General features: G+C 72.2%; 21 protein-coding genes and 1 tRNA gene. 1 reads left to right on the forward strand and 21 read right to left on the reverse strand.

Going from position 1 to position 22,814, the window contains the following annotated elements:
* The first annotated feature begins 40 nt into the window (after nucleotides 1-40).
* Nucleotides 41-451, forward strand: coding sequence for a hotdog fold thioesterase (locus GC092_RS08350; RefSeq protein WP_271171816.1), 411 nt, complete (start codon nucleotides 41-43; stop codon nucleotides 449-451).
* Between the two features lie 89 nt (nucleotides 452-540).
* Here GC092_RS08350 and GC092_RS08355 read toward each other — a convergent pair whose 3' ends face one another.
* The 21 genes from GC092_RS08355 to rpoZ all read right to left on the reverse strand — a co-directional run bounded on the left by GC092_RS08355 (nucleotide 541) and on the right by rpoZ (nucleotide 22,767).
* A complete protein-coding gene (locus GC092_RS08355; RefSeq protein WP_324011320.1) occupies nucleotides 541-1,161 on the reverse strand; it encodes an ANTAR domain-containing response regulator in 621 nt (206 codons plus the stop codon).
* Between the two features lie 32 nt (nucleotides 1,162-1,193).
* Nucleotides 1,194-1,276: transfer RNA gene (locus GC092_RS08360), tRNA-Leu, on the reverse strand.
* Between the two features lie 67 nt (nucleotides 1,277-1,343).
* Nucleotides 1,344-2,789 (reverse strand): pyruvate kinase, encoded by a 1,446-nt coding sequence (gene pyk / locus GC092_RS08365; protein WP_271171814.1) that lies wholly within the window; start codon nucleotides 2,787-2,789, stop codon nucleotides 1,344-1,346.
* A gap of 201 nt (nucleotides 2,790-2,990) precedes the next feature.
* Nucleotides 2,991-4,448, reverse strand: coding sequence for a glutamate synthase subunit beta (locus GC092_RS08370; RefSeq protein ID WP_282977696.1), 1,458 nt, complete (start codon nucleotides 4,446-4,448; stop codon nucleotides 2,991-2,993).
* Nucleotides 4,441-9,015 (reverse strand): glutamate synthase large subunit, encoded by a 4,575-nt coding sequence (gene gltB / locus GC092_RS08375; RefSeq protein WP_324011323.1) that lies wholly within the window; start codon nucleotides 9,013-9,015, stop codon nucleotides 4,441-4,443. The genes GC092_RS08370 and gltB overlap by 8 nt, the downstream gene beginning before the upstream one ends.
* A 123-nt stretch (nucleotides 9,016-9,138) precedes the next feature.
* The gene (lgt, locus tag GC092_RS08380; RefSeq protein WP_271171811.1) at nucleotides 9,139-10,113 is read right to left on the reverse strand and encodes a prolipoprotein diacylglyceryl transferase; all 975 of its coding nucleotides are present in this window, start codon (nucleotides 10,111-10,113) and stop codon (nucleotides 9,139-9,141) included.
* A 10-nt stretch (nucleotides 10,114-10,123) separates the two neighbouring features.
* Nucleotides 10,124-10,930: a tryptophan synthase subunit alpha gene (gene trpA, locus GC092_RS08385; RefSeq protein ID WP_324011324.1), complete on the reverse strand. Its 807-nt coding sequence runs from the start codon at nucleotides 10,928-10,930 to the stop codon at nucleotides 10,124-10,126.
* Nucleotides 10,927-12,135, reverse strand: coding sequence for a tryptophan synthase subunit beta (trpB, locus tag GC092_RS08390; protein ID WP_282977692.1), 1,209 nt, complete (start codon nucleotides 12,133-12,135; stop codon nucleotides 10,927-10,929). Before trpB ends, trpA begins: the two co-directional genes overlap by 4 nt.
* Nucleotides 12,132-12,938: an indole-3-glycerol phosphate synthase TrpC gene (trpC, locus tag GC092_RS08395; RefSeq protein ID WP_324011326.1), complete on the reverse strand. Its 807-nt coding sequence runs from the start codon at nucleotides 12,936-12,938 to the stop codon at nucleotides 12,132-12,134. The genes trpB and trpC overlap by 4 nt, the downstream gene beginning before the upstream one ends.
* Entirely contained in the window at nucleotides 12,938-13,168 is a 231-nt protein-coding gene (locus GC092_RS08400; protein ID WP_271171807.1) for a DUF6704 family protein, read from the reverse strand. The genes trpC and GC092_RS08400 overlap by 1 nt, the downstream gene beginning before the upstream one ends.
* Nucleotides 13,169-13,239: 71 nt before the next feature.
* The gene (locus tag GC092_RS08405; protein ID WP_324011329.1) at nucleotides 13,240-13,863 is read right to left on the reverse strand and encodes a Trp biosynthesis-associated membrane protein; all 624 of its coding nucleotides are present in this window, start codon (nucleotides 13,861-13,863) and stop codon (nucleotides 13,240-13,242) included.
* Nucleotides 13,860-14,234, reverse strand: a complete 375-nt coding sequence (gene hisI / locus GC092_RS08410) for a phosphoribosyl-AMP cyclohydrolase (RefSeq protein WP_271171805.1) — start codon at nucleotides 14,232-14,234, stop codon at nucleotides 13,860-13,862. Before hisI ends, GC092_RS08405 begins: the two co-directional genes overlap by 4 nt.
* Nucleotides 14,231-14,992 carry an imidazole glycerol phosphate synthase subunit HisF gene (gene hisF, locus GC092_RS08415; RefSeq protein WP_271171804.1) on the reverse strand — a complete coding sequence of 254 codons (762 nt, stop codon included), beginning with the start codon at nucleotides 14,990-14,992 and terminating at the stop codon, nucleotides 14,231-14,233. Before hisF ends, hisI begins: the two co-directional genes overlap by 4 nt.
* Nucleotides 14,992-15,831, reverse strand: coding sequence for an ATP phosphoribosyltransferase (gene hisG / locus GC092_RS08420; protein ID WP_271171803.1), 840 nt, complete (start codon nucleotides 15,829-15,831; stop codon nucleotides 14,992-14,994). Before hisG ends, hisF begins: the two co-directional genes overlap by 1 nt.
* Before the next feature lie 44 nt (nucleotides 15,832-15,875).
* Nucleotides 15,876-16,139 carry a phosphoribosyl-ATP diphosphatase gene (locus GC092_RS08425; RefSeq protein WP_271171802.1) on the reverse strand — a complete coding sequence of 88 codons (264 nt, stop codon included), beginning with the start codon at nucleotides 16,137-16,139 and terminating at the stop codon, nucleotides 15,876-15,878.
* A gap of 9 nt (nucleotides 16,140-16,148) precedes the next feature.
* On the reverse strand, nucleotides 16,149-16,832 hold the full coding sequence (gene rpe / locus GC092_RS08430) for a ribulose-phosphate 3-epimerase (RefSeq protein WP_282977689.1): 684 nt from the start codon (nucleotides 16,830-16,832) through the stop codon (nucleotides 16,149-16,151).
* A 27-nt stretch (nucleotides 16,833-16,859) separates the two neighbouring features.
* Complete coding sequence (locus GC092_RS08435; RefSeq protein ID WP_324011332.1) at nucleotides 16,860-18,260, reverse strand: RsmB/NOP family class I SAM-dependent RNA methyltransferase; 1,401 nt, start codon at nucleotides 18,258-18,260, stop codon at nucleotides 16,860-16,862.
* Complete coding sequence (gene fmt, locus GC092_RS08440; protein WP_324011334.1) at nucleotides 18,257-19,198, reverse strand: methionyl-tRNA formyltransferase; 942 nt, start codon at nucleotides 19,196-19,198, stop codon at nucleotides 18,257-18,259. Before fmt ends, GC092_RS08435 begins: the two co-directional genes overlap by 4 nt.
* Nucleotides 19,199-19,211: 13 nt before the next feature.
* Complete coding sequence (locus tag GC092_RS08445; RefSeq protein WP_324011335.1) at nucleotides 19,212-21,188, reverse strand: primosomal protein N' family DNA-binding protein; 1,977 nt, start codon at nucleotides 21,186-21,188, stop codon at nucleotides 19,212-19,214.
* 16 nt (nucleotides 21,189-21,204) lie between these two features.
* Nucleotides 21,205-22,395 (reverse strand): methionine adenosyltransferase, encoded by a 1,191-nt coding sequence (gene metK / locus GC092_RS08450; protein ID WP_271171797.1) that lies wholly within the window; start codon nucleotides 22,393-22,395, stop codon nucleotides 21,205-21,207.
* Nucleotides 22,396-22,512: 117 nt separating this feature from the next.
* Entirely contained in the window at nucleotides 22,513-22,767 is a 255-nt protein-coding gene (rpoZ, locus tag GC092_RS08455) for a DNA-directed RNA polymerase subunit omega (protein WP_156241330.1), read from the reverse strand.
* Nucleotides 22,768-22,814 lie beyond the last annotated feature (47 nt).

The raw sequence follows: 22,814 nt of genomic DNA on the forward strand, positions 1-22,814 counted from the left end.
GCGTAACGAGGGGTGGCGACATCCGAACGACAGGAGCAGGATGACGGAGCTGATCGACGGGATGGCGTGGGCGAAGGCGCGCGGGATGGGCGCGCTCGCCGAGCGGATGGGGATCGAGTTCACGGAGTTCACCGTGGAGCGCGCGGTCGCGACGATGCCCGTCGAGGGCAACACCCAGCCGGTCGGCCTCCTGCACGGCGGCGCCTACGTCGTGCTCGGCGAGTCGCTCGGATCGATGGCCGCCAACCTCTTCGCGGGCCCCGACAAGCTCGCCGTGGGCGTCGACATCAACGCGACCCACACCGCCTCGGCGACGAGCGGACGCGTGACGGGCGTGTGCACGCCGATCCATCTCGGGCGCACCCTCACCGTGCACGAGATCGTCGTCACGAACGAGGAGGGCCGGCGCTGCTCGACCGTCCGCATCACGAACATCATCAAGGACCGGTGAGCGAAGCGAACTGACGACGAAGCGCGCACGCGGAACGCGAACGGGCCGGACCTCCGAGGAGGTCCGGCCCGTCGTGCGTGTGCTGCTGCTCAGCTCTTCTTCGGAGCGAGCTGCTCGATGATGGCCTTCGCGACGTCCTGCATCGTGAGGCGGCGGTCCATGGAGGCCTTCTGGATCCAGCGGAACGCCTCGGGCTCGGACAGCCCCATCTTCTCGTTGAGGAGGCCCTTCGCGCGGTCGACGAGCTTGCGGGTCTCGAAGCGCTCGACCATGTCGCTCACCTCGGCCTCGAGCGTGATGATCTGGTCGTGACGGGCCAGCGCGATCTCGATCGCGGGGAGCAGGTCGTTGGGCGTGAACGGCTTCACGACGTACGCGAGGGCGCCGGCCTCGCTCGCGCGCTCGACGAGCTCCTTCTGGCTGAAGGCCGTGAGCAGGACGACGGGCGCGATGTGGTTCTTGCTGAGCTTCTCCGCGGCGCTGATGCCGTCGAGCTGGGGCATCTTGACGTCCATGATGACGAGGTCGGGCCGCAGCTCGGTCGCCAGCTGCACCGCGGTCTCGCCGTCGCCGGCCTCGCCCACGACGTCGTACCCGTTGTCGCGGAGGATCTCCACGATGTCGAGGCGGATGAGGGACTCGTCTTCGGCGACCACCACACGACGGGGCGCCGTCGCGGTGCTCTTCTCGGTCTGCTCTTCGGTCACCATTCCATCCTAGAGGTCTCGTGGCTGGGAGTTCGTGCCGGTGGTGGGGGTCGAACCCACACGCCCTTTCGGACAGAGCATTTTGAGTGCTCCGCGTCTGCCATTCCGCCACACCGGCATGCATCCCCGACGATACGGCAAACGGGGTCCGGTGCTGAACCGGACCCCGTCGCTGGCGCGTCGCGCTAGGCGTTCTTGTAGACGGGCGCGGCGCCGTGCACCGCGTCGCCCACGCGGTGCACGCGCAGGTCGTTGGTCGAGCCCGAGATCCCGGGAGGAGATCCCGAGATGACGATGACCTTGTCGCCGACCTTCGCGAGGTCGTTCGCGAGGAGGTAGTCGTCGACCTGGAGGAACATCCGGTCGGTGTGCTCGACCTGCTCGACGAGAGCCGAGCGGATGCCCCACGTGAGCGCCATCCGACGGCGGATGGCCTCGTCCTGCGTGAAGGCGATCATCGGCCGCGGGGAGCGCAGGCGCGACATGCGGCGCGCCGAGTCGCCCGACTGCGTGAACACGCACAGGAACTTCGCGTCGACGAAGTCGGCCACCTCGATCGCGGCCAGCGTGATGGCGCCGCCCTGCGTGCGGGGCTTGGCCGTGAGCGGCGCGATGCGCTCGAGACCGTGGTCCTCGGTCGACTCGATGATGCGCGCCATGGTCTGCACGGTGATCGCGGGGTACTCGCCCACGCTCGTCTCGCCCGAGAGCATGACCGCGTCGGCGCCGTCGAGGACCGCGTTCGCGACGTCGCTCGTCTCGGCGCGGGTCGGCACCGGGCTCGAGATCATGGACTCGAGCATCTGCGTCGCGACGATGACCGGCTTGGCCATCCGGCGCGCGAGCTCGACCGCGTGCTTCTGCACGATCGGCACGGCCTCGAGCGGCAGCTCGACGCCGAGGTCGCCGCGCGCGACCATGATGCCGTCGAACGCGTCGATGATCTCCTCGAGGTGGTCGACCGCCTGCGGCTTCTCGATCTTGGCGATGATCGGGACGCGGCGCCCCTCCTCCGCCATGATCACGTGCGCGCGCTGCACGTCCTTCGCGTTGCGCACGAACGAGAGGGCGATGATGTCGGCGCCGTTGCGGAGGCCGTAGCGGAGGTCCGCCTCGTCCTTCTCGCTGAGCGCGGGCACGTTCACCGCGACGCCGGGCAGGTTGATGCCCTTGTTGTTCGAGACCGCGCCGGCGACGACGACCTCGGTCGTCACGACCGTGCCGTCGGTCTCGAGGACCTTGACGCGGACCTTCCCGTCGTCGATGAGGAGGAAGTCGCCGGGCTTCACGTCGTTCGGGAGGCCCTTGAACGTCGTCCCGACGATCTCCTTGGTGCCGAGGATGTCCTCGGTCGTGATCTTGAAGATGTCGCCCTCGGCCAGCTCGTGCGGGCCGTTCTCGAACTTGCCGAGCCGGATCTTGGGTCCCTGCAGGTCGACGAGGATTGCGACCGGCTTGCCGAGCTCCTCGGCGGCCGCGCGCACGTTCGCGAAGTTGTTGTCGTGGACGGTGTAGTCACCGTGGCTGAGGTTGAAGCGCGCCACGTCGAGTCCGGCCTCGATGAGAGACTTCACGGTCTCCTTGGTCGAGGTGGCGGGTCCCAGCGTGGCGACGATCTTGGCACGTCTCAAAAGCTTGCCTTCCGCACTGCTTGCTTCTTCTGTTGTGGACGCATCCGCGTCCGTCGGGTCGATGGGCGCTCCGCACGAGGCCCATCGCGGTTCCACCGGATGCACACCCCACACTACGCGCACCCGGCCATCCGATTCACGCGCACACGACGGCGGCCGGGAGCATCGTGTGCTCCCGGCCGCCGTCCACGCGTGTCGGAGTCAGACGCCGATGGCGACGTCGGTCGGGCGGACCGGCGCCGGCAGCTGCGTCTCGCCCATGAGGAAGGCGTCGACCTCGGCGGCCACCGAGCGGCCCTCGGCGATCGCCCACACGATGAGCGACTGGCCGCGGCCGGCGTCGCCCGCGACGAACACGCCGGGCGCGGTCGCCTGGAACGACGCGTCGCGATCGACGTTCCCGCGCGAGGTGAACTGCGCCTGCAGCTGCGCCTCGAGGTGCTCGCGCTCGGGGCCCGTGAAGCCCATCGCGATGAGGACGAGGTCCGCGGGGATCTCGCGCTCGGTGCCGGGCTTGGGCACGCGACGGCCGTCGACGAACTGCGTCTCCGCGACGACGAGGCCGCGGACCTCGCCCGCGTCGTTGGCCACGAACTCGACCGTCGAGGCCAGGTAGTGGCGCTCGCCGCCCTCCTCGTGCGCCGACGAGACCTCGAACACCTGCGGCATCATCGGCCACGGCTGGTGCTCCGGGCGGTCGTCGGACGGCCGCTTGCCGATCGCGAGGTTCGTCACGCTCAGGGCGCCCTGGCGGTGCGCCGTGCCGATGCAGTCCGCGCCGGTGTCGCCGCCGCCGATGACGACGACGTGCTTGCCCTCGGCCGAGATCTGGTTCGCGACCTGGTCGCCCGCGACGACCTTGTTCGACTCGACGAGGTACTCCATCGCGAAGTGCACGCCGTCGAGCTCGCGCCCCGGGATCGGCAGGTCGCGCGGCACCGTGGCACCCGTGGCGACCACGACGGCGTCGTAGCGCGCGCGGAGGTCGTCCCACGTGATGTCCACGCCGATCTCGACGCCCGCCCGGAAGCGCGTGCCCTCGTCCTGCATCTGGCGCAGGCGCGCCTCGAGGTGCCGCTTCTCCATCTTGAAGTCGGGGATGCCGTAGCGCAGGAGGCCGCCGATGCGGTCGTCGCGCTCGTACACGGCGACCGTGTGGCCCGCGCGCGTCAGCTGCTGCGCGGCCGCGAGCCCCGCGGGGCCCGAGCCGACCACCGCGACGGTCTTGCCGGTGAGGCGCGCCGGGGGCTTGGGCTCGACCCAGCCGTTGGCGAACGCCTCGTCGATCGTCGAGACCTCAATCTGCTTGATCGTGACGGCCGGCTGGTTGATGCCGAGCACGCACGCGCTCTCGCAGGGCGCAGGGCACAGACGCCCGGTGAACTCCGGGAAGTTGTTCGTCGCATGCAGGCGCTCGATCGCGGTGCGGCCCTCGCCGCGCCACATGAGGTCGTTCCACTCCGGGATGAGGTTGCCCAGCGGGCATCCCTGGTGGCAGAACGGCACGCCGCAGTCCATGCAGCGCCCGGCCTGGCGGCGGAGCACGGCCGAGTCGCCCGGCTCGTACACCTCCTTCCAGTCGAGGATGCGCACGGGCACCGGCCGGCGAGCGGGCAGCTCGCGCTCGGTGATCTTCAGAAAGCCCTTCGGGTCAGCCACCCGTCACCTCCATGATGCGGTTCCAGACGACGTCGCCGTCGGGGTCGAGTCCCTCGGCCTCGGCCGCCTGACGCGTCTCGAGCACGGCGGCGTAGTCGCGCGGGAGGACCCGCACGAACTCCTCGACGGCGTTCTCGAAGTCGTCGAGCATGCGCTGGGCCAGCTCGGACTCGGTCTCCGCGACGTGCTGCTGGAGCAGATCGCGCAGGATCTCGGCGTCGCCGGATCCGAGGGGGCCGAGCGTGAGCTCGCCCGATGCGAGAGCCTCGCGGTTCACGAGCTTCTCGTCGAGGCGGTGGACGTAGGCCGTCCCGCCCGACATGCCGGCGCCGAGGTTGCGCCCCGTGCGGCCCAGGATGACCGCGAGGCCGCCGGTCATGTACTCGAGCGCGTGGTCGCCCACGCCCTCGACGACCGCGGTCGCGCCGGAGTTCCGCACGAAGAAGCGCTCGCCGACCATGCCGCGCAGGAAGAGGGTCCCCTGCGTGGCGCCGTAGCCGATGACGTTGCCGGCGATGACGTTCTCGGAGGCGTCGAATGTCGCGCCGCGCGCGGGGCGCACGACGATCTGGCCGCCCGAGAGGCCCTTGCCGACGTAGTCGTTCGAGTCGCCCTCGAGGCGCAGCGTGATGCCGTTCGGCAGGAACGCCCCGAAGGACTGCCCGGCCGACCCGGTCAGGTTGACGGTGATCGAGCCGGCCTTGAGACCGTGCTCGCCCTGCGCCTTCGTGACGTGGTGGCCGAGCAGCGTGCCGACCGCGCGCGCGGTGTTCCGCACCGGGAGGTCGATCGTGATCTCTCCCCCGTTCTCGATGACGTCGCGCGCGCGCTCGATGAGCTGCACGTCGAAGTGCTCGTCCAGCTCGTGGTCCTGCGCGCGCGCGTGGCGGCGCGGCTCGTCGTCCGCGAACGCGGGCCCCTCGAGGACCGGCGACAGGTCGAGTCCGTCGGCCTTCCAGTGGTCGATCGCGCGATCCACGTCGAGCACCTCGACGTGGCCGACCGCCTCGTCGATCGAGCGGAAGCCGAGCTCGGCGAGGTACTCGCGCACCTCCTGCGCGATGAACTGCATGAAGTTCACGACGTGCTCGGCCTTGCCCGTGAAGCGGCTGCGCAGCAGCGGGTTCTGGGTCGCGACGCCCACGGGGCACGTGTCCAGGTGGCAGACGCGCATCATGATGCAGCCGCTCACGACGAGCGGCGCCGTCGCGAAGCCGAACTCCTCGGCACCCAGCAGAGCGCCGATGACGACGTCGCGGCCGGTCTTCATCTGGCCGTCGACCTGCACGACGACGCGGTCGCGCATGCCGTTGAGCATGAGCGTCTGCTGCGTCTCGGCGAGACCCAGCTCCCACGGCGTGCCGGCGTGCTTGAGCGAGTTGAGCGGGCTCGCGCCCGTCCCGCCGTCGTGGCCCGACACGAGGATGACGTCGCTGAGCGCCTTCGCGACGCCCGCGGCGACCGCGCCGATGCCCGACTGGCTCACGAGCTTCGTGTGGATGCGCGCCTCGGGGTTCGACCGCTTGAGGTCGAAGATGAGCTGCTTCAGGTCCTCGATCGAGTAGATGTCGTGGTGCGGGGGCGGCGAGATGAGGCCCACGCCCGCGGTCGCGTGCCGCGTGCGCGCGACCCACGGGTACACCTTGCCGGGCGGCAGCTGACCGCCCTCGCCGGGCTTGGCGCCCTGCGCGAGCTTGATCTGGATGTCGTCCGCGTGCGTGAGGTACATGCTCGTGACGCCGAAGCGGCCCGAGGCGACCTGCTTGATGGCGCTGCGGCGCTCGGGATCGAGGAGGCGGTCGACGTCCTCGCCGCCCTCGCCCGTGTTCGACTTCGCGCCGAGGCGGTTCATCGCGATCGCGAGGGTCTCGTGCGCCTCGCGCGAGATGGAGCCGTAGCTCATGGCGCCCGTCGAGAACCGCTTCACGATCTCGGAGACCGGCTCGACCTCGTCGATCGGCACCGGCGGGCGCACCCCCTTCTTGAACGCGAAGAGGCCGCGGAGCGTCTTGAGCTCCTCCGCCTGCTCGTCGACGAGACGGGTGTACTCGCGGAAGATCTCGTAGCTGCCCGTGCGCGTGGAGTGCTGCAGGCGGAAGATCGTCTCGGGCGTGAAGAGGTGGGGCGACCCGTCGCGGCGCCACTGGTACTCGCCGCCGGTCCACAGGCGCTCGTGCGTGCGCACGGCCGGGTCCTCGGGGTAGGCGAACGCGTGACGCTCGGCGTTCTCGCGCGCGATGTGCGAGAGCCCGATGCCGCCGATCTTCGACTCGGTCCCGGTGAAGTACTGGTCGACGAACGGCTGCGCGAGGCCCACGGCCTCGAACACCTGCGCGCCCGAGTACGACGACACGGTCGAGATGCCCATCTTGGACATGATCTTCAGCACGCCCTTGCCGAGCGCGTAGATGAGGTTCTTGACGGCCTTCTGCGGCGTGACGCCCGCGATCGCGCCGGAGCGGACGAGGTACTCCACCGTCTCCATGGCGAGGTACGGGTTCACGGCGGTCGCGCCGTAGCCGAGCAGCGTCGCGACGTGGTGCACCTCGCGCACGTCGCCCGCCTCGACCACGAGCCCGACCTTCATCCGGGTCTCGCGGCGGATGAGGTGGTGGTGCACGGCCGAGACCGCGAGCAGCGACGGGATGGGCGCGAGGTCCTGGTTCGAGTCGCGGTCGCTGATGACGATGAACTCCGCGCCGTCCTCGATCGCGCGGTCGGCCTCGGCGCACATCTGCTCGAGGCGCTTCTGCAGGCCCTTCTCGCCGGCCGACACGCGGTAGAGCGAGCGCAGCGTGACCGACGTGCGCCCGGGCAGGGCGCTGTCGATGTGCTGGATCTTCGCGAGCTCGTCGTTGTCGATGACCGGGAAGTCGAGGATGACGCTGCGCGCGTGCTCCGGCCCCCACGAGAGCAGGTTCGGCTCGGGGCCGAGGCCGAGCTTGAGGCTCGTCACGACCTCTTCGCGGATGGAGTCGAGCGGCGGGTTCGTGACCTGCGCGAACTGCTGCGTGAAGTAGTCGAACAGCAGGCGCGGGCGCTTGCTGAGCACGGCGATCGGCGTGTCCGACCCCATGGCGCCGAGGGGCTCGACGCCCGTCTGGCCCATGGGGCGCAGGAGGATCCGGACCTCCTCCTCGGTGTAGCCGAAGGTCCGCTGACGGCGCGTGATCGACGCGATCGGGTGCACGAGGTGCTCGCGCTCGGGGAGGTCGGCGAGGCGGACGGTGCCCTTGTCGAGCCACTCCTGCCAGGGCTCGAGCTTCGCGAGCTGGGCCTTGACCTCGTCGTCCGCGATGATGCGGCGCTCGGCGGTGTCGACAACGAACATCGTGCCGGGGCGCAGACGGCCGCGGCGCTCGATGCGCTCGGGGGCGAAGTCGAGGACGCCCGTCTCCGAGCCGATCACGACGAGGCCGTCCTTCGTCACGGTCCAGCGGCCGGGCCGCAGGCCGTTGCGGTCGAGCGTCGCGCACACGAGCGTGCCGTCGGTCGCGATGAGGGCGGCTGGGCCGTCCCACGGCTCCATCTGGCCCGCGTGGTACTCGTAGAACGCGCGGAGGTCGGGGTCGACGTACGCCTTCTTCTCGTAGGCCTCCGGCACCATCATGAGCATCGCGTGCGGAAGCGAGCGGCCCGTGAGCGTGAGCAGCTCGAGCACCTCGTCGAACGACGCCGAGTCGCTCTCGGTGTCGCTGCAGATCGGCAGGAGCGGGCGGATGTCGCCGAGCAGCTCGCTCTCGAGCTGCGACTGGCGCGCGCGCATCCAGTTGCGGTTGCCGCCGACGGTGTTGATCTCGCCGTTGTGCGCCATCATGCGCAGCGGCTGGGCGAGCGGCCACGACGGGAACGTGTTCGTCGAGTAGCGCGAGTGCACGACGGCGAGCTCGGTCGTGAAGCGCTCGTCCTGCAGGTCGAGGTAGAACGGCTCGAGCTGAAGCGTCGTGACCATGCCCTTGTAGCCGAGGGTGCGGCTCGAGAGCGACACGAAGTAGGCGTCGAGCTCGTGCTGGGCGCGCTTGCGGAGACGGTAGGCGCGGCGGTCGAGGTCGATCCCGGAGAGAGCAGGGCGGCCGTCGACGGGCGCGCTCGTGAGGAAGATCTGCTCGATCGCGGGGCGGGCTTCGCCGGCCAGGCGTCCGAGGTGCTCCGGGTCGACCGGCACCTCGCGCCAGCCGAGGATCGAGAGCCCCTCCTCGGCCGCGATGGCGGCGATGCCGTCCTTCTGGGCGGCGCGCGCCGCGTCGTCCGTCGGGAGGAACGAGAGGCCGGCCGCGTACTCGCCGACGACCGGGAGGTCGAAGTCGACGACCGCGCGGAGGAAGCCGTCGGGCATCTGCGTGAGGATGCCCGCGCCGTCGCCCGTGCCCGCATCGGAGCCGATGGCGCCGCGGTGCTCGAGGTTGCGCAGCGCCTCGAGAGCGAGGTCGACGATGTCGTGCCCCGCCTCGCCGCGCAGGGTCGCGACCATGGCCAGGCCGCAGGCGTCCTTCTCGAACGCCGGGTTGTACATCCCCTGCTTCGGGGGGTACGCGCCGGAGGCTCCGTAAGGGGGCTGGAAGTACATGTGTCTACCGTCCTCGGGGTCGGTTGCGTAGCGCGGGACGACGTTGGCCCAGTGGACGCCGTCTCGCGCGCTCGATCATCCTCGTGCCCTTTCCGAAAGGACAGCAGAGGGGCGGGATCATCGCTACGGTGCTTGTGGCGACGGCTTCAGAGCGGCTTCCGACGCGGGGGGTTCGCTGACATCGACGAAGTCGCCCTGCGATTGTAGCGCGTCCGCGTCGGCCCGCTCGCGGCCCGGTCGGTAGGGGCTGGGCTCGAGGCCCGTGTGCCGCGCCTGCACGACGAGGACGACGGCGCCCACGACGATCGCGGCGATCGCGCCCCAGACGTTCGTGCGCAGGCCGAGGATGATCTCGCTCGGGTCGATGCGGATGGTCTCCCAGACGACGCGGCCCGCGCCGTACCAGATGAGGTAGACCGCGAACAGCCGTCCCCACTGGAACGCGAGGCTCCGGCCGAGCCAGAAGAGCAGGACGACGCCGATGACGTTCCAGACGATCTCGTAGAGGAAGGTCGGGTGGAACAGCGTGTCGTCGGGCAGCCCCGGCGGGAAGGCGGGGTTGTCGGGCTCGATCTCGAGGCCCCAGGGGAGGTCGGTCGGCCAGCCGAACAGCTCGTGGTTGAACCAGTTGCCGAAGCGGCCGAGCGCCTGCGCGAGGAGGAGGCCGGGCGCGAGCGCGTCGGCGAACGTCCAGAACCGGATGCCGGTCCACCGGCAGCCGAGCCACGCGCCCAGCGCGCCGCCCAGCAGCGCGCCGAAGATCGCGATGCCGCCCTCCCAGATCGCCCACACCGAGCCGGGCTCGAGCGGGTTCCACGGGTTGGCGCCCTCGCCGAAGTAGAAGCCCCAGTGCGTGAGCACGTGGTAGGCGCGCGCGCCCACGATCGCGAGCGGCACCGCGAGGAGCGCGATGTCGATGACGACCCACGGCTCCGCCCCGCGCCGCGTGAGACGGCGGTTCGTGATGAGCGTCGCCACGACGATGCCCGTGATGATGCACAGGGCGTAGTAGTGGATTCGCAGCGGGCCGATCTCGAAGAACGACTCCGGGGGGCTGGGGATGCTCGCGACGACGCTCGTCAGGGCGGAGGACAGCATGATCGAGAGTCTAATTCCTCTCGGGTGCGGCTCCGTGACGCACGGTGCCCGCCGCGAGCTCGCGGGTCTTCGCGGCGAGGCCCTCGACCCCGCCGTCCCGCAGCGCGCGCACGAGGGCGGTGCCGACGATCGCGCCGTCGGCGTACTCCACGATGCTCGCGATGTGCTCGGCGCTCGAGACGCCGATGCCGACGCACGCGCGTGCGGCGCCGTGCGCGCGCAGGCGGCCCACGAGCGCCCTGGCGGCCTTGTCGAGCTCCGCGCGCTCCCCCGTGATCCCCATGGTCGAGACGGTGTAGACGAAGCCCGTTGTCGCGCCGACGATGAGATCGAGCCGGTCGTCGGTCGAGGTCGGCGCCGCGAGGAACACGCGGTCCAGTCCCGTGCGCTCGGACGCGGCGATCCAGTCGGCCGCGGCGTCCGGCGTGATGTCCGGCGTGATGAGCCCCGCGCCGCCGGCGGCGCGCACCTCGTCGGCGTAGCGGTCGACGCCGCGCTGGACGACGAGGTTCCAGTACGTCATGACGAGCACGGGCACATCGGTGCGCGCCGTGATCTCGCGCAGCGCCGTGAAGAGGTGCTCGGTGCGGAAGCCCGCCTCGAGCGCCGCGTTCGTCGCCTCCTGGATGATGGGGCCGTCCATCACGGGGTCGCTGTAGGGCGGGCCCAGCTCGATGATGTCGACGCCGTTCTCGGCGAGGGCGACGGCCGCGTCGATGCTCGTCTGCAGGTCGGGGAACCCCACAGGGAGGTAGCCGATGAAGGCTCCTCGTCCGTCGGCAGCGGCCCGGGCGATCGCGTCCTCGACACGGCTCACGCGTCGGCTCCCTCGTCGTAGAGGCCGAACCAGCGGGCGGCCGTGTCCATGTCCTTGTCGCCGCGGCCGGAGAGGCACACCGCGAGCACGGCGTCCGGCCCGAGCTCGCGCCCGATCCGCAGCGCGCCGGCGAGCGCATGGGCCGACTCGATCGCGGGGATGATGCCCTCGGTCCGGCTCAGCAGGCGCAGCGCGTCCATCGCCTCGGCGTCGGTCGCGGGGATGTACTCCGCGCGCCCGATCGAGGCGAGCCACGAGTGCTCGGGGCCGACGCCCGGATAGTCCAGGCCGGCGGAGATCGAGTGCGACTCGACGGTCTGGCCGTCCTCGTCCTGCAGCACGAAGGTGCGCGCTCCGTGCAGGACGCCCGGACGACCGCGCTCGATCGACGCGGCGTGACGCGGGGTGTCGACGCCGTCGCCCGCCGCCTCGACGCCGAAGAGCCGCACGCCGGGGTCGTCGATGAACGCGTCGAACATGCCGATCGCGTTCGATCCGCCGCCGACGCACGCGAGGACCGCGTCGGGCAGGCGCCCGACGCGCTCGAGGAGCTGCGCGCGCGCCTCGTCGGAGATGATCTTCTGGAAATCGCGGACCATCGCGGGGAACGGGTGCGGGCCCGCGGCCGTGCCGAAGATGTAGTTCGTCGTCTCGACGCTCGACACCCACTCGCGGTACGCCTCGTTGATCGCGTCCTTGAGGGTGCGCGAGCCGGTCTTGACGGCCACGACCTCGGCGCCCAGCAGGCGCATGCGCGCCACGTTGAGCGCCTGGCGCTCGGTGTCGACCTCGCCCATGTAGATGCGGCACTCGAGCCCGAAGAGCGCGGCCGCGGTCGCCGTGGCGACGCCGTGCTGGCCGGCGCCCGTCTCGGCGATCACGCGCGTCTTGCCGAGCCGCCTCGTGAGCAGCGCCTGGCCGAGGACGTTGTTGATCTTGTGGCTGCCCGTGTGGTTGAGATCCTCGCGCTTGAGGAAGATGCGGGCGCCGCCCGCATGCTCCGCGAAGCGCGGCACCTCCGTGAGGGCCGACGGGCGGCCGGCGTAGTCCGCGAGGAGCGCGTTCAGCTCTGCGTGGAAGGCGGGGTCGGCCATCGCCTCCTCGTGCGCGACCGCGAGCTCGTCGATCGCCGCGATGAGCGACTCGGGCATGTAGCGCCCGCCGAAGTCGCCGAAGAACGGGCCGGGCTGCTCGCGAAGGCTCATGCGCGCCTCTCCCCTGCTGCGAAGTCGCCGGCGGCGAGGAACGCGCCGAGCGTGGAAACCGGGTCGCCCGTGACGAGCGCTTCGCCCACGAGAACGACATCCGCGCCGGCCTCGCGGTAGTGCGCGACGTCATCGGGAGCGAGCACCGCCGACTCGGCGATGCGGATCGCGCCGGCGGGGAAGCCGTCGACGAGCCGCCCGAACAGGTCGCGGTCGAGCTCGAAGGTCGACAGGTCGCGTGCGTTCACGCCGATGAGATCGGCGCCCAGATCCGCGGCGCGCGCGACCTCCTCGGCGGAGTGGGCCTCGACGAGGGGCGTCATCCCGAGCTCGATCGTGAGCCGGTAGAGCTCCTCGAGCACGGGCTGCTCGAGCGCCGCCACGATGAGCAGCACGATGTCGGCGCCGGCCGCGCGGGCCTCGAGCACCTGGTACGGGGTCGCGATGAAGTCCTTGCGCAGCACCGGGAGCGAGACGCGGGCGCGCACCGCCGCGAGGTCGGCGAGACTGCCCTTGAACCGGCGCTGCTCGGTGAGAACCGAGATGGCCGACGCTCCGCCCTGCTCGTACAGCCCCGCCTGCAGCGCGGGGTCGGGGATCGCGGCGAGGTCGCCGCGCGAGGGGCTCGCGCGCTTCACCTCGGCGATGATCTTCACCCGGGCGTCGGGACGGAGCGCGGAGACGACGTCGAGCGCAGGCGCCTGTGCGGCGGCTGCGCTCTCGACGACGGCCGAGGGCCGCTCGGCCCTGCGCGCCTCGGCGTCCTCGACGGCCCCGGCCGTGAGCTCGGCCAGGAGCGACATCAGTGCGCCTTGGGCTGGTACTTGGATCCGCCTGCGCCGTAGCCCGCCTTCGTGAGGATGAAGCCCACGATGGGTCCGATCAGGAAGACCGCGGCCGAGGCGATGAGCAGCCACGGCACCCACAGGAACAGCGCGACCGCGGCGACGGAGAGCCCGAGGAGCATGATGAGCACAGCGCTCCAGGCGGCGGGCGAGTGTCCGTGTCCGGGGTCGTCGATCGAGTGGGTCATGTCGTGTCATCCTCCGTGCTGCTGGGAACGTCGTCCAGTCTATCGGGGCCGGGCGCTGGCCCCTGCCGCCGTCAGCGGGTGGGGTCGTCGCCGCGGGACAGGTCGTCCCACGAGTCGATCGCATCGAGCGGGGCGTCGTCGGCCGCGGCCGTGCGGGCGGAGCGCTTCTCGTAGCGGCGCCCCGCGCGCCGCCATGCGTGAGCGGTGCCGAGGGTCCACAGGCCCGCGAGCGCGATGAGCGCGCCCGCGGCGATGGTCACCGCCGGCCAGGGGGTGAGTGCCATCCCCTGCACGAGGTCCTCGATCGCCGACTCCCCGGCGATGCCGGTGTGCTCGGTGACGACGGCCGACGCCGCCGTCGCGCGCGGTGCCGCCACGAGCGCGGCGCTCAGCCACGCGATCCCTCCGCCGACCGCGACCGCGAGCGCCGCGAGGACGTAGCGGACGACCGGGCCCACGATCGCGAGCACGAGCGACAGCGCGAGGGCCGCGAGCGAGAGCGGCTGGAGCACCGAGACCGCCTCGGAGCCGGCGACCGGGAGCGTCGTGCCGGCGACCGAGGCGGTGAGCCACGTCTGCGTCGATCCGATCAGTGCGAGCGCCGCGCCCGAGAGCGCCGCGAGCACCGCGATCATCCGCCCGCGCCGCGCGAGCGCCCCCTCGCCGGCTGCCGCGCCCATCCGCCGGTCGGTCATCCGACCACCGGGTGGAGGTCGCGGTCGCCCACCTCGGGGCGGGAGGTGTCGCTGTCGAAGCACGTGCGCGTGTTCGTGTGGCACGCGGGCCCGATCTGGTCGATCTCGAGCAGGACGACGTCGCCGTCGCAGTCGAGCTTCGCGCCCTTCACGATCTGGATGTGCCCGGACGTGTCGCCCTTGCGCCAGTACTCGCGCCGCGACCGCGACCAGTAGGTCACCCGTCCCGAGGTCAGCGTGCGGCGCAGGGCCTCGGCGTCCATCCACGCGAGCATGAGCACCTCGCGCGTGTCCCACTGCTGCACGATCGCGGGGACGAGCCCGTCGGGACCGAACGCCACGCGCGCGATGCGGTCGTCGACCTCGCTCATCGCGTCTCGATCCCGTCGGCGCGCAGCGCCTGCTTGACCTCGCCGATCGTCATCTGGCCCGAGTGGAAGACGCTGGCCGCGAGCACCGCGTCGGCGCCCGCGCGCACGGCGGGCGCGAAGTGCGACACGTCGCCTGCCCCGCCCGACGCGATCACGGGCACGCTCGCGAGCTCGCGCATGAGCCCCACGAGCTCGAGGTCGAAGCCGGCCTTCGTGCCGTCGGCGTCGATCGAGTTCACGAGCAGCTCGCCCGCGCCGCGCTCGATCGCCTCGCGCGCCCACGCGAGCGCGTCGAGGTCGGTCTCCTTCTTGCCGCCGTGCGTCGTCACGACGAACCCGGAGGGCGTTCGGGGCGAGCGCTTGACATCGAGCGAGAGGACGAGCGCCTGCGCGCCGAACCGGTCGGCGATCTCGTCCAGCAGCCCGGGGCGGGCGATCGCGGCCGAATTGACGCCCACCTTGTCGGCGCCCACGCCCTGGAGCCGCGCGACGTCGTCGACCGAGCGGACGCCGCCGCCCACCGTGAGCGGGATGAAGACCTCCTCGGCCGTGCGCCGCACGACATCGTAGGTCGTGGCGCGCTCGTCGACCGTCGCCGTGACGTCGAGGAAGGTGAGCTCGTCGGCGCCCTGCTCGAAGTACCGGCGGGCGAGCTCGACGGGGTCGCCCATCTCGCGGAGGTTCTCGAAGTTGACGCCCTTGACGACGCGGCCGCCGGCCACGTCGAGGCACGGGATGACCCGGGTGACGACGCTCATCAGAGGCGCGCGTTGTGGATGGCCGTGACGAGGATCGCGCGCGCGCCGATGCCGTAGAGCTCGTCCATCACGCGGTTCACGCCGCGGCGCGGGACCATGACGCGCACGGCCACCCACTCGGGGTCGCGCAGCGGCGACACGGTGGGCGACTCGATGCCGGAGGCGATCTCCACGGCGCGGTCGACGAGCGCCGCGGGGAGGTCGTAGTCGAGCATGACGTACTGCCGGGCGACCATCACGCCGCGCAGGCGGCGCAGGAGCGTCTCGATGCCCGCGTGCTCGCGCGGGCCCTGGATGAGGACGGCCTCGGACTCGAGGATCACGGGCCCGAAGATGTCGAGTCCGGCCTGCCGGAGGGTCGTGCCGGTCTCGACGACGTCGGCGATCGCGTCGGCGACGCCGAGCTCGACGGCCGACTCCACGGCGCCGTCCAGCGGCACGAGGTCGGCGGCGACGCCGTGGCTGTCGAGGAACGAGTCGACGAGCCCGGGGTACGACGTCGCGATGCGCGCGCCGTCGAGATCGGCCACGCCCGCGAAGCGCCCGGGAGGGGCGGCGAAGCGGAACGTCGACGTCGCGAAGCCGAGCGTCTCGATCTCCCGGGCGGACATCCGCACGTCCAGGAGCAGGTCGCGGCCGGTGATGCCGACGTCGAGCGCGCCGGCGGAGACGTACGTGGCGATGTCGCGCGGGCGCAGGTAGAAGAACTCGACGTCGTTGGCGGCGTCGATGAGGTGCAGCGACTTCGAGTCGCGGCGACCGGCGTAGCCGGCCTCCGCGAGCATCTCGGCGGCGGTCTCGGAGAGCGAGCCCTTGTTGGGAACGGCGATGCGGAGCATGCGAGGTCTTTCGATCGGGGTGTCAGACGGATGAGCAGTGCGGCTCACAGATGTCGGTACACGTCCTCGAGGGTGAGGCCCTTCGCGAGCATGAGCACCTGGAGGTGATACAGCAGCTGCGAGATCTCCTCCGCGGCCTCGGCGTCGGACTCGTACTCCGCGGCCATCCACACCTCGGCGGCCTCTTCCACGATCTTCTTGCCGATGAAGTGGATGCCGGCGTCGAGCTCCTTGACGGTCCCGGAGCCCTCCGGACGCGTCTGGGCCTTCTCAGCCAGCTCGGCGAACAGGTCGTCGAAGTTCTTCACCCGTCAAGGCTACCGGTTCGCGTGCACGTGCTCCGCGGCGAGGGCGCGGAGGTCGGCGATCGCGACGTCGATGTCGGCGGCGCCGAACACCGCGGAGCCCGCGACGAACGTGTCGGCGCCGGCCTCGGCGGCCTGCGCGATCGTGGACTCGGAGATGCCGCCGTCCACCTGGAACCACACCGGCGCCCCGACGCGACGCGCCTCCTCGGCGAGAGCCCGGAGCTTGGGCATCATCTCGGGCATGAAGGACTGGCCGCCGAACCCGGGCTCGACCGTCATCACGAGGATCTGGTCGAACTCGTGCAGGTGCTCGTAGAGGGCGTCGGCCGGCGTGCCGGGCTTGATGGCGACACCGGCCCTCGCGCCGATGCCGCGCAGGCGGCGGGCGAGCGCGACCGGGTCGTGCGACGCCTCGAGGTGGAACGTCACCGACGCCGCCCCCAGCTCGGCGTAGCCCGGCGCCCACCGGTTCGCATCCGTGATCATGAGGTGGACGTCGAGCGGGACGGGGCTCGTCTCCTGGATGCGCTGCACCATCTGCGGCCCGAACGTGAGGTTCGGCACGAAGTGGTTGTCCATGACGTCCACATGCACGAAGTCGGCCGTCGCGATCCGCTCGAGGTCGGCCTGCATGTTGACGAAGTCGGCGGACAGGATGCTCGGGTTGATGCGCGGCGCGCCGGGGAGTGTCACCCCGCCATTATCGCGCGTCGCGGCGGGTCACCGCCTCCGCAGGAGCGCGAGGAACATCGCGTCGGTCCCGTGCCGATGCGGCCACAGCTGCGCGTGGCCCGACCCGTCGGCCGGGGCGGGGAGGTCGAGGGGCGTGCGGGCGACCGCCTGCAGCGCGGCGCGGGCGTCGAGCTCCTCGACGTCGGATCCGCGTCGCTCGACGATCTCGCGCACGATCGCCGACGTCTCCGCGAGATGCGGGGAGCACGTCACGTACGCGACCGTGCCGCCCGGCGCGAGCGCGGTGACCGCGGCGTCGAGCAGCTGTGCCTGGATGACGGCGAGCTCGGCGACATCGGACGGCTGCTTGCGCCACCGCGCCTCCGGCCGCCGACGGAGAGCGCCGAGCCCCGTGCACGGCGCGTCGACGAGGATCCGGTCGAACGAGCCGGGCTGGGCGGCCGCGAGCTCCCGCCCGTCCCTCTCGTGCACGACGACCTCGAGCGGCACAGGGGCGAGCGCTCTGCGCACGAGGCCGGCCCGCGCGGGCACGACCTCGTTCGCCTCGAGGCGCGCGCCGCCCGCGAGCGCCTCAGCGGCGAGGAGCGCGGTCTTGCCGCCCGGGCCCGCGCACAGGTCGAGCCACCGCTCGCCCGGCGCGACCGGCGCGAGGCGCGACAGCGCGAGCGCGACGAGCTGCGAGCCCTCGTCCTGCACGCGCAGGGCTCCGCCCGATGCGCGCACGAGGGGCTCGGGATCGCCGCCGCCGAGGCGGAAGCCCACCGGGGAGTGCGGCGTCGGCTCGCCCTGCGCCTCCGCGAGACCGGGCAGCGCCGCCATCGTCACCGACGGCGAGGCGTTGTCGGCCGCGAGCAGCGCGTCGAGCTCGCTCTCGCGCCCCTCGGCCGCGAGGGCGCGCCGCAGCGCGCGGATCACCCACACCGGGTGCGCCGACGCGATCGCGAGGCGCTCGTCGTCGGACCGGGCCGACGCGGCAGCGCGGTCGGTCCACGTGGCGAGATCGTCCTGGCCGACCCTCCGCAGCACGGCGTTCGCGAAGCCCGCGGCGCGCGGCCCCGCCTCGTCGCGCACGAGCTGGACCGACTCGTTGACGGCGGCATGCGGCGCCACGCGCGTCGCGAGGAGCTGGTGCGCGCCGAGGCGCAGGGCATCGAGCACGGGCGCATCGATCGCATCCGGCTCGCGATCGGCTGCGAGGCGGATGATCGCGTCGTACGTCCCGAGACGGCGCAGCGTGCCGTATGCGAGCTCGGTCGCGAGGCCCGCGTCGGGTCCTGTGAGGCCCGCGCGCTCGATCTCGCGCGGCAGCAGGAGGTTCGCGTACGCGTCGGACGACGACACCGCGCGCAGCACGGCGAACGCGACCTGGCGGGCCGGCTGCACCCGGACGACGGTGCGGCGGTCGCCGCGGCGTGGTGCGGCGCTCATGCGCCCAGCCGCGCCGTCTCGCGCAGTCCGCGGAACCAGTCGGCCGCGGCCATCGCCCCCTTGCCCGCCGGCTGGACGCGGGTCAGCAGAAGCGGCTCGGTCCCGGTGCCGACGAGGACGCCGTCCTTCGCCGCCGCGGTCTCCCCCGGCGCGAGCGGCGCGCCCGCGCCCGCGCCCGCCCTCGCCATCCGCAGGATCTTGAAGCGCGCGCCGTCGAGCGTCGTGTGCGCGCCCGGCTCGGGCGTCACGCCGCGGTACCGCGCGAACACGCGGTCCGCGGGCTCGGTCCACTCGAGGAGGCCGTCGGCGAGCTCGAGCTTGGGTGCCGGGGTGGGGTCGCCCTCCTGCGGCCTCGCCTGCGCGTTCCCCGCGGCGATCGTCGACACGACGTCGACGAGCTGCGCCGCGCCGGCCTCGGCGAGGACCGCGAGGGCCTCCCCCGCCGTCGCGTCGTCGGGAAGCGGCACGGCCTCCTGCGCGTAGACGTCGCCCGCATCGAGCTCGCGCACGAGCTGGAACACGGCGGTCCCGAGCTCGGCGTCGCCCGCGATGAGCGCGTGCTGCACGGGGGCGGCCCCGCGCCAGCGCGGCAGGAGCGAGAAGTGGAGGTTGATCCATCCGTGCCGCGGAGCCGACAGGAGGGGCTCGCGCACCAGGCCGCCGTACGCGACGACGACGGCGAGCTCGGGGGCCAGAGCGGTGATCGCCTCGGTCGCGTCGGCGTCGAGGCGCGCGGCCCTGATCACGCGCAGGCCGAGCTCGTCGGCCGCCTGCGCGACGGGCGACGGGGTGAGCACGCGCTTGCGGCCGAGCGGCGCGTCGGGGCGCGTGACGACGGCCGCGATGTCGTGACCCGCCGCGTGCAGGGCGCGCAGCGAGGGCACGGCGACGTCGGGGGTGCCGGCGAACACGAGCCGGAGCGGGCGAGGGGAGGTCATGACGGCTGGTCCTTCAGAGCTCGGGGTCGGCGATGTCGACGTGCACTGCGAGTGTATTGCGGGCCGCCTTGCGGCTTCGTGAGTCCTTCGCGCGGCCGCGGGCCTTCATGGCCGCCGCGACGACCGACGCGCGCAGCGACCGGGTGACCGCCGGTCCGCGGCCGTAGTCGAAGCGGATGAGCGCGCGCGAGCCCGGATACCCGTCGCGATCGATCGGCACCGGCCCGAGGATCGCGTCGAGCGGGAGCCCGGGCACGTCCTCCGCGAGCGAGCGGAGCGCCGCGTCGACGGCCGCCGTGTCGCCCTCCAGCCGGGCCACGCGCGAGGCCGGCGGCATGCGCAGGGGCGCGCGCTCCCCGAGCTCCAGCCGGGCGTAGTGCGGCTGCGTCCAGCTCGCGAGGGCTCGGCCGACCGGCCCCGTCACTCCGACGAGATGCACGGGCGCGTCGGGCGCCGCGAGGGCCGCGGCGTTCGACCACCAGCGCAGGCAGTGCTCGCCGATCCTGAGGTCGGGCGCCTGGAGCATGCGGTCGCCGTCCAGGAGGAGCACGGCGCGGTAGCCGCCCGGCGCGAGCGGCTCGGCGCCGCGCGTCGCGACGACGAGCGCCGGCCGGTCGTCGACCTCCCGGACGGGATGCGCGCCGTCGGCCACGACGACCCGCGCACCGGGGAACGCGCGACCGAGCTCGTCGGCCGTGCGCTCGCTGCCCGACGACGCGAGCCGGAGCCGCGTCGATGAGCACTGCGGGCAGGACCACGCATGAGCCGACCGCCCGCACCACGCGCACACGGGAGTCGCACCGCGCGCTCGCGCGTGGAGCGGTCCTCCGCAGTGGGCGCAGCGCGTCGGCGTGCGGCAGTCCGCGCACACGAGCGACGGCGCATAGCCCGGACGCGCGACCTGGACGAGCACGGGTCCCTCGGCGATCGCCTCGCGCACGGCGCGGAAGCTCGCCGACGGGATGCGCGCGGCGACCTGCTCGTGCTCGGGAGCCGTGCTGAGCACCACGCGCGGCGCGATCCGGCGCGGCGCCTGCACCTCCGCGACGAACCCGATCGACACGAGCCGCTCGACGTCGGTCGTCCGCGTGTGCCCGGCGAACAGGAGCGCGCAGCCGTCGATGCTCTGGCGCACGAGAGCGACGTCGCGCGCGTGGGCGTACGGCGCGAGCGGCTCCTCGAGCAGCGGGTCGCCGTCGTCCCAGATCGCGACGAGCCCCGCGTCGCTCACGGGTGCGTAGACGGCCGAGCGATTGCCGATCACGATGCACGGCGCGGCCTCGAGCGTGCGCAGGTATCCCGCGTAGCGCTCGGGGCCGGACTGACCCGCATCGTGGCGGACGATCGCCCCGTCCGGGACCAGCGGGAGGAGCTGCTCCTGCAGGAGGTCGAGATCTCGGTGGTCCGGGACCGCGACGATCGCCGAGCGTCCGGCGGCGAGCATCGTGGCGGCGGCGGCCGCGAGCAGGCGCGCCCAGGCCGGCCGGCCGTCGACGAGCCGCGGCGGCGCATCCACCGCGACGCGCTCCCCCGCGAGCAGCTGCTCGCGCAGCGTCGGGAACTCCTCGAGCACGGCCTCGGCCCGCCGCCGCTCCGCCGACAGCACCACCGGCGCCGTGCGCGCCTCTGACGCGAGCCACGCCTTCTCGGCCCTCACCATCCGCTTGGGCACGGCGAGGCGCAGGACGTCCGCGGCGGAGCCCGCCGCACGGTCGGCGACCGCGCGCGCGAGACGGTAGAGGCGCTCGGGCAGAACGGGCGCGCTCGAGACGACCTGGTCGATCTCCGACAGCGGCCGGTCGGCGTCGTCCTCGTCGTCGATCTCGACGACGAAGCCCTCGACGACCCGCCCGGCCGTCCGCAGGGGCACCTTCACCCGCACGCCCTGCGCGACGTCGTCGAGGAGCTCGCGCGGGATCGCGTAGTCGAAGAGCCGGTCGAGCTGCGGCAGCGGGGAGTCGAGCTGCACGCGCGCGATGCGGCGTGTCATCGCCCGCGTCCCGTCGTCAGAGCCCTGCGGCGCGCCGCAGCTCCTCGACGCGCGTGGTCTGCTCCCAGGTGAAGTCGGGCAGCTCGCGGCCGAAGTGGCCGTACGCGGCGGTCTGCGCGTAGATCGGGCGCAGCAGGTCGAGGTGCTCGATGATCGCCGCGGGGCGCAGGTCGAAGACCTGCTCGATCGCGCGGATGATCACGTCGTCCGAGACCTTGCCCGTCCCGAAGGACTCGACGTACAGGCCCACCGGGTTCGCCTTGCCGATCGCGTACGCGACCTGCACCTCGAGGCGATCGGCGAGTCCCGCCGCCACGGCGTTCTTCGCGACCCACCGCATGGCGTATGCGGCCGAGCGGTCGACCTTCGACGGGTCCTTGCCGCTGAAGGCGCCGCCGCCGTGGCGCGACGCGCCGCCGTACGTGTCGATGATGATCTTGCGCCCCGTGAGGCCCGCGTCGCCCTTCGGACCGCCCGTCACGAACGGCCCTGCGGGATTGATGTAGAGCTTGACGCCCTCGGCGTCGAGCCCGGTCTGCTCGAGGACGGGGCGGATGACCGACCTCTCGACCTCGTCGCGGAGCTCCTCCTGCGTCATCTTCGGGTGGTGCTGCGTCGAGAGCACGACCGCGTCGATCGTCCGGGGGGTGAATCCCTCGTAGCCGAGCGTGACCTGGGTCTTGCCGTCGGGGCGCAGGAACGGCAGCTCGCCGCTGCGGCGCACCTCCGTGAGGCGCTCGGCGAGCCGGTGCGCCGTCCATGCCGCCATCGGCATGAGCTGCGGGGTCTCGTTCGTGGCGAAGCCGAACATGATGCCCTGGTCGCCCGCTCCGAGCACGTCGAAGCGGTCGATCGAGTCGCCCTCGCGCTGCTCGAGCGCCTTGTCGACGCCGTGTGCGATGTCGCTCGACTGCTCGCCGACCGAGACGCTCACGCCGCACGAGTCTCCGTCGAAGCCCATGTCGCTCGAGGTGTAGCCGATGCGGTTGATCACGCGCCGCACGATCGCGGGGATCTCGACGTAGCCGTCGGTGCGGATCTCGCCCGCGACGTGCACGAGCCCGGTCGTCACGAGCGTCTCGACGGCCACGCGGCTGTCGCGGTCGACCGCCAGGAGCCCGTCGAGGATGCTGTCCGAGATCTGGTCGCAGATCTTGTCGGGGTGTCCTTCGGTGACCGACTCGGACGTGAACAGGCGCAGGCTCATGGCGGCTCCAGACGATCGGGCGGGCGCGGCGCCTGCGGGCACCGCGCCCTCCAGTATGACGAGGGCCCCCGACACGCGGTGACGGAGGCCCTGTCGGTGTGACGAGTTCTTACGCGGTCACTCCGCGGGGCGCAGGCGCAGCTTGTCCTGGTGGATCTCGTGCAGCGCGATCGTCAGCGGCTTGTCCTCGACCGACGAGTCGACGAGGGGCCCGACGTTGTCGAACAGGTTCCCCTCGTGGAGGTCCGTGTAGTAGTCGTTGATCTGACGCGCGCGCTTGGCGCCGTAGATCACCAGCTGGTACTTCGAGTCGACCTTGTCGAGAAGCTCGTCGATGGGCGGGTCGATGATGCCCTTGTGCTCACTGCTCATAGCAGTCCTCCTGTTCGGCGACGTCGGTCGCTCGTCGAGACCATGGC

The sequence above is a fragment of the Microbacterium sp. JZ37 genome, from assembly GCF_035188445.1.
In the GTDB taxonomy this organism is placed as follows: domain Bacteria; phylum Actinomycetota; class Actinomycetes; order Actinomycetales; family Microbacteriaceae; genus Microbacterium; species Microbacterium barkeri.

What these genes read in the sequence shown, in the direction of transcription:
- GC092_RS08400 (WP_271171807.1), bottom strand. Translation starts at nt 13,168, where the DNA reads ATGACCCACTCGATCGACGACCCCGGACACGGACACTCGCCCGCCGCC.
- trpB (WP_282977692.1), bottom strand. Translation starts at nt 12,135, where the DNA reads ATGAGCCTTCGCGAGCAGCCCGGCCCGTTCTTCGGCGACTTCGGCGGG.
- gltB (WP_324011323.1), bottom strand. Translation starts at nt 9,015, where the DNA reads ATGTACTTCCAGCCCCCTTACGGAGCCTCCGGCGCGTACCCCCCGAAG.
- GC092_RS08355 (WP_324011320.1), bottom strand. Translation starts at nt 1,161, where the DNA reads ATGGTGACCGAAGAGCAGACCGAGAAGAGCACCGCGACGGCGCCCCGT.
- hisF (WP_271171804.1), bottom strand. Translation starts at nt 14,992, where the DNA reads ATGAGCGTCGTCACCCGGGTCATCCCGTGCCTCGACGTGGCCGGCGGC.
- metK (WP_271171797.1), bottom strand. Translation starts at nt 22,395, where the DNA reads ATGAGCCTGCGCCTGTTCACGTCCGAGTCGGTCACCGAAGGACACCCC.
- GC092_RS08445 (WP_324011335.1), bottom strand. Translation starts at nt 21,188, where the DNA reads ATGACACGCCGCATCGCGCGCGTGCAGCTCGACTCCCCGCTGCCGCAG.
- hisI (WP_271171805.1), bottom strand. Translation starts at nt 14,234, where the DNA reads ATGAGCGAGGTCGACGACCGCATCGCGCGCGTGGCGTTCGGTCCCGAC.
- GC092_RS08435 (WP_324011332.1), bottom strand. Translation starts at nt 18,260, where the DNA reads ATGAGCGCCGCACCACGCCGCGGCGACCGCCGCACCGTCGTCCGGGTG.
- GC092_RS08405 (WP_324011329.1), bottom strand. Translation starts at nt 13,863, where the DNA reads ATGACCGACCGGCGGATGGGCGCGGCAGCCGGCGAGGGGGCGCTCGCG.
- GC092_RS08350 (WP_271171816.1), top strand. Translation starts at nt 41, where the DNA reads ATGACGGAGCTGATCGACGGGATGGCGTGGGCGAAGGCGCGCGGGATG.
- rpoZ (WP_156241330.1), bottom strand. Translation starts at nt 22,767, where the DNA reads ATGAGCAGTGAGCACAAGGGCATCATCGACCCGCCCATCGACGAGCTT.
- hisG (WP_271171803.1), bottom strand. Translation starts at nt 15,831, where the DNA reads ATGCTCCGCATCGCCGTTCCCAACAAGGGCTCGCTCTCCGAGACCGCC.
- trpC (WP_324011326.1), bottom strand. Translation starts at nt 12,938, where the DNA reads ATGTCGCTCCTGGCCGAGCTCACGGCCGGGGCCGTCGAGGACGCCGAG.
- lgt (WP_271171811.1), bottom strand. Translation starts at nt 10,113, where the DNA reads ATGCTGTCCTCCGCCCTGACGAGCGTCGTCGCGAGCATCCCCAGCCCC.
- fmt (WP_324011334.1), bottom strand. Translation starts at nt 19,198, where the DNA reads ATGACCTCCCCTCGCCCGCTCCGGCTCGTGTTCGCCGGCACCCCCGAC.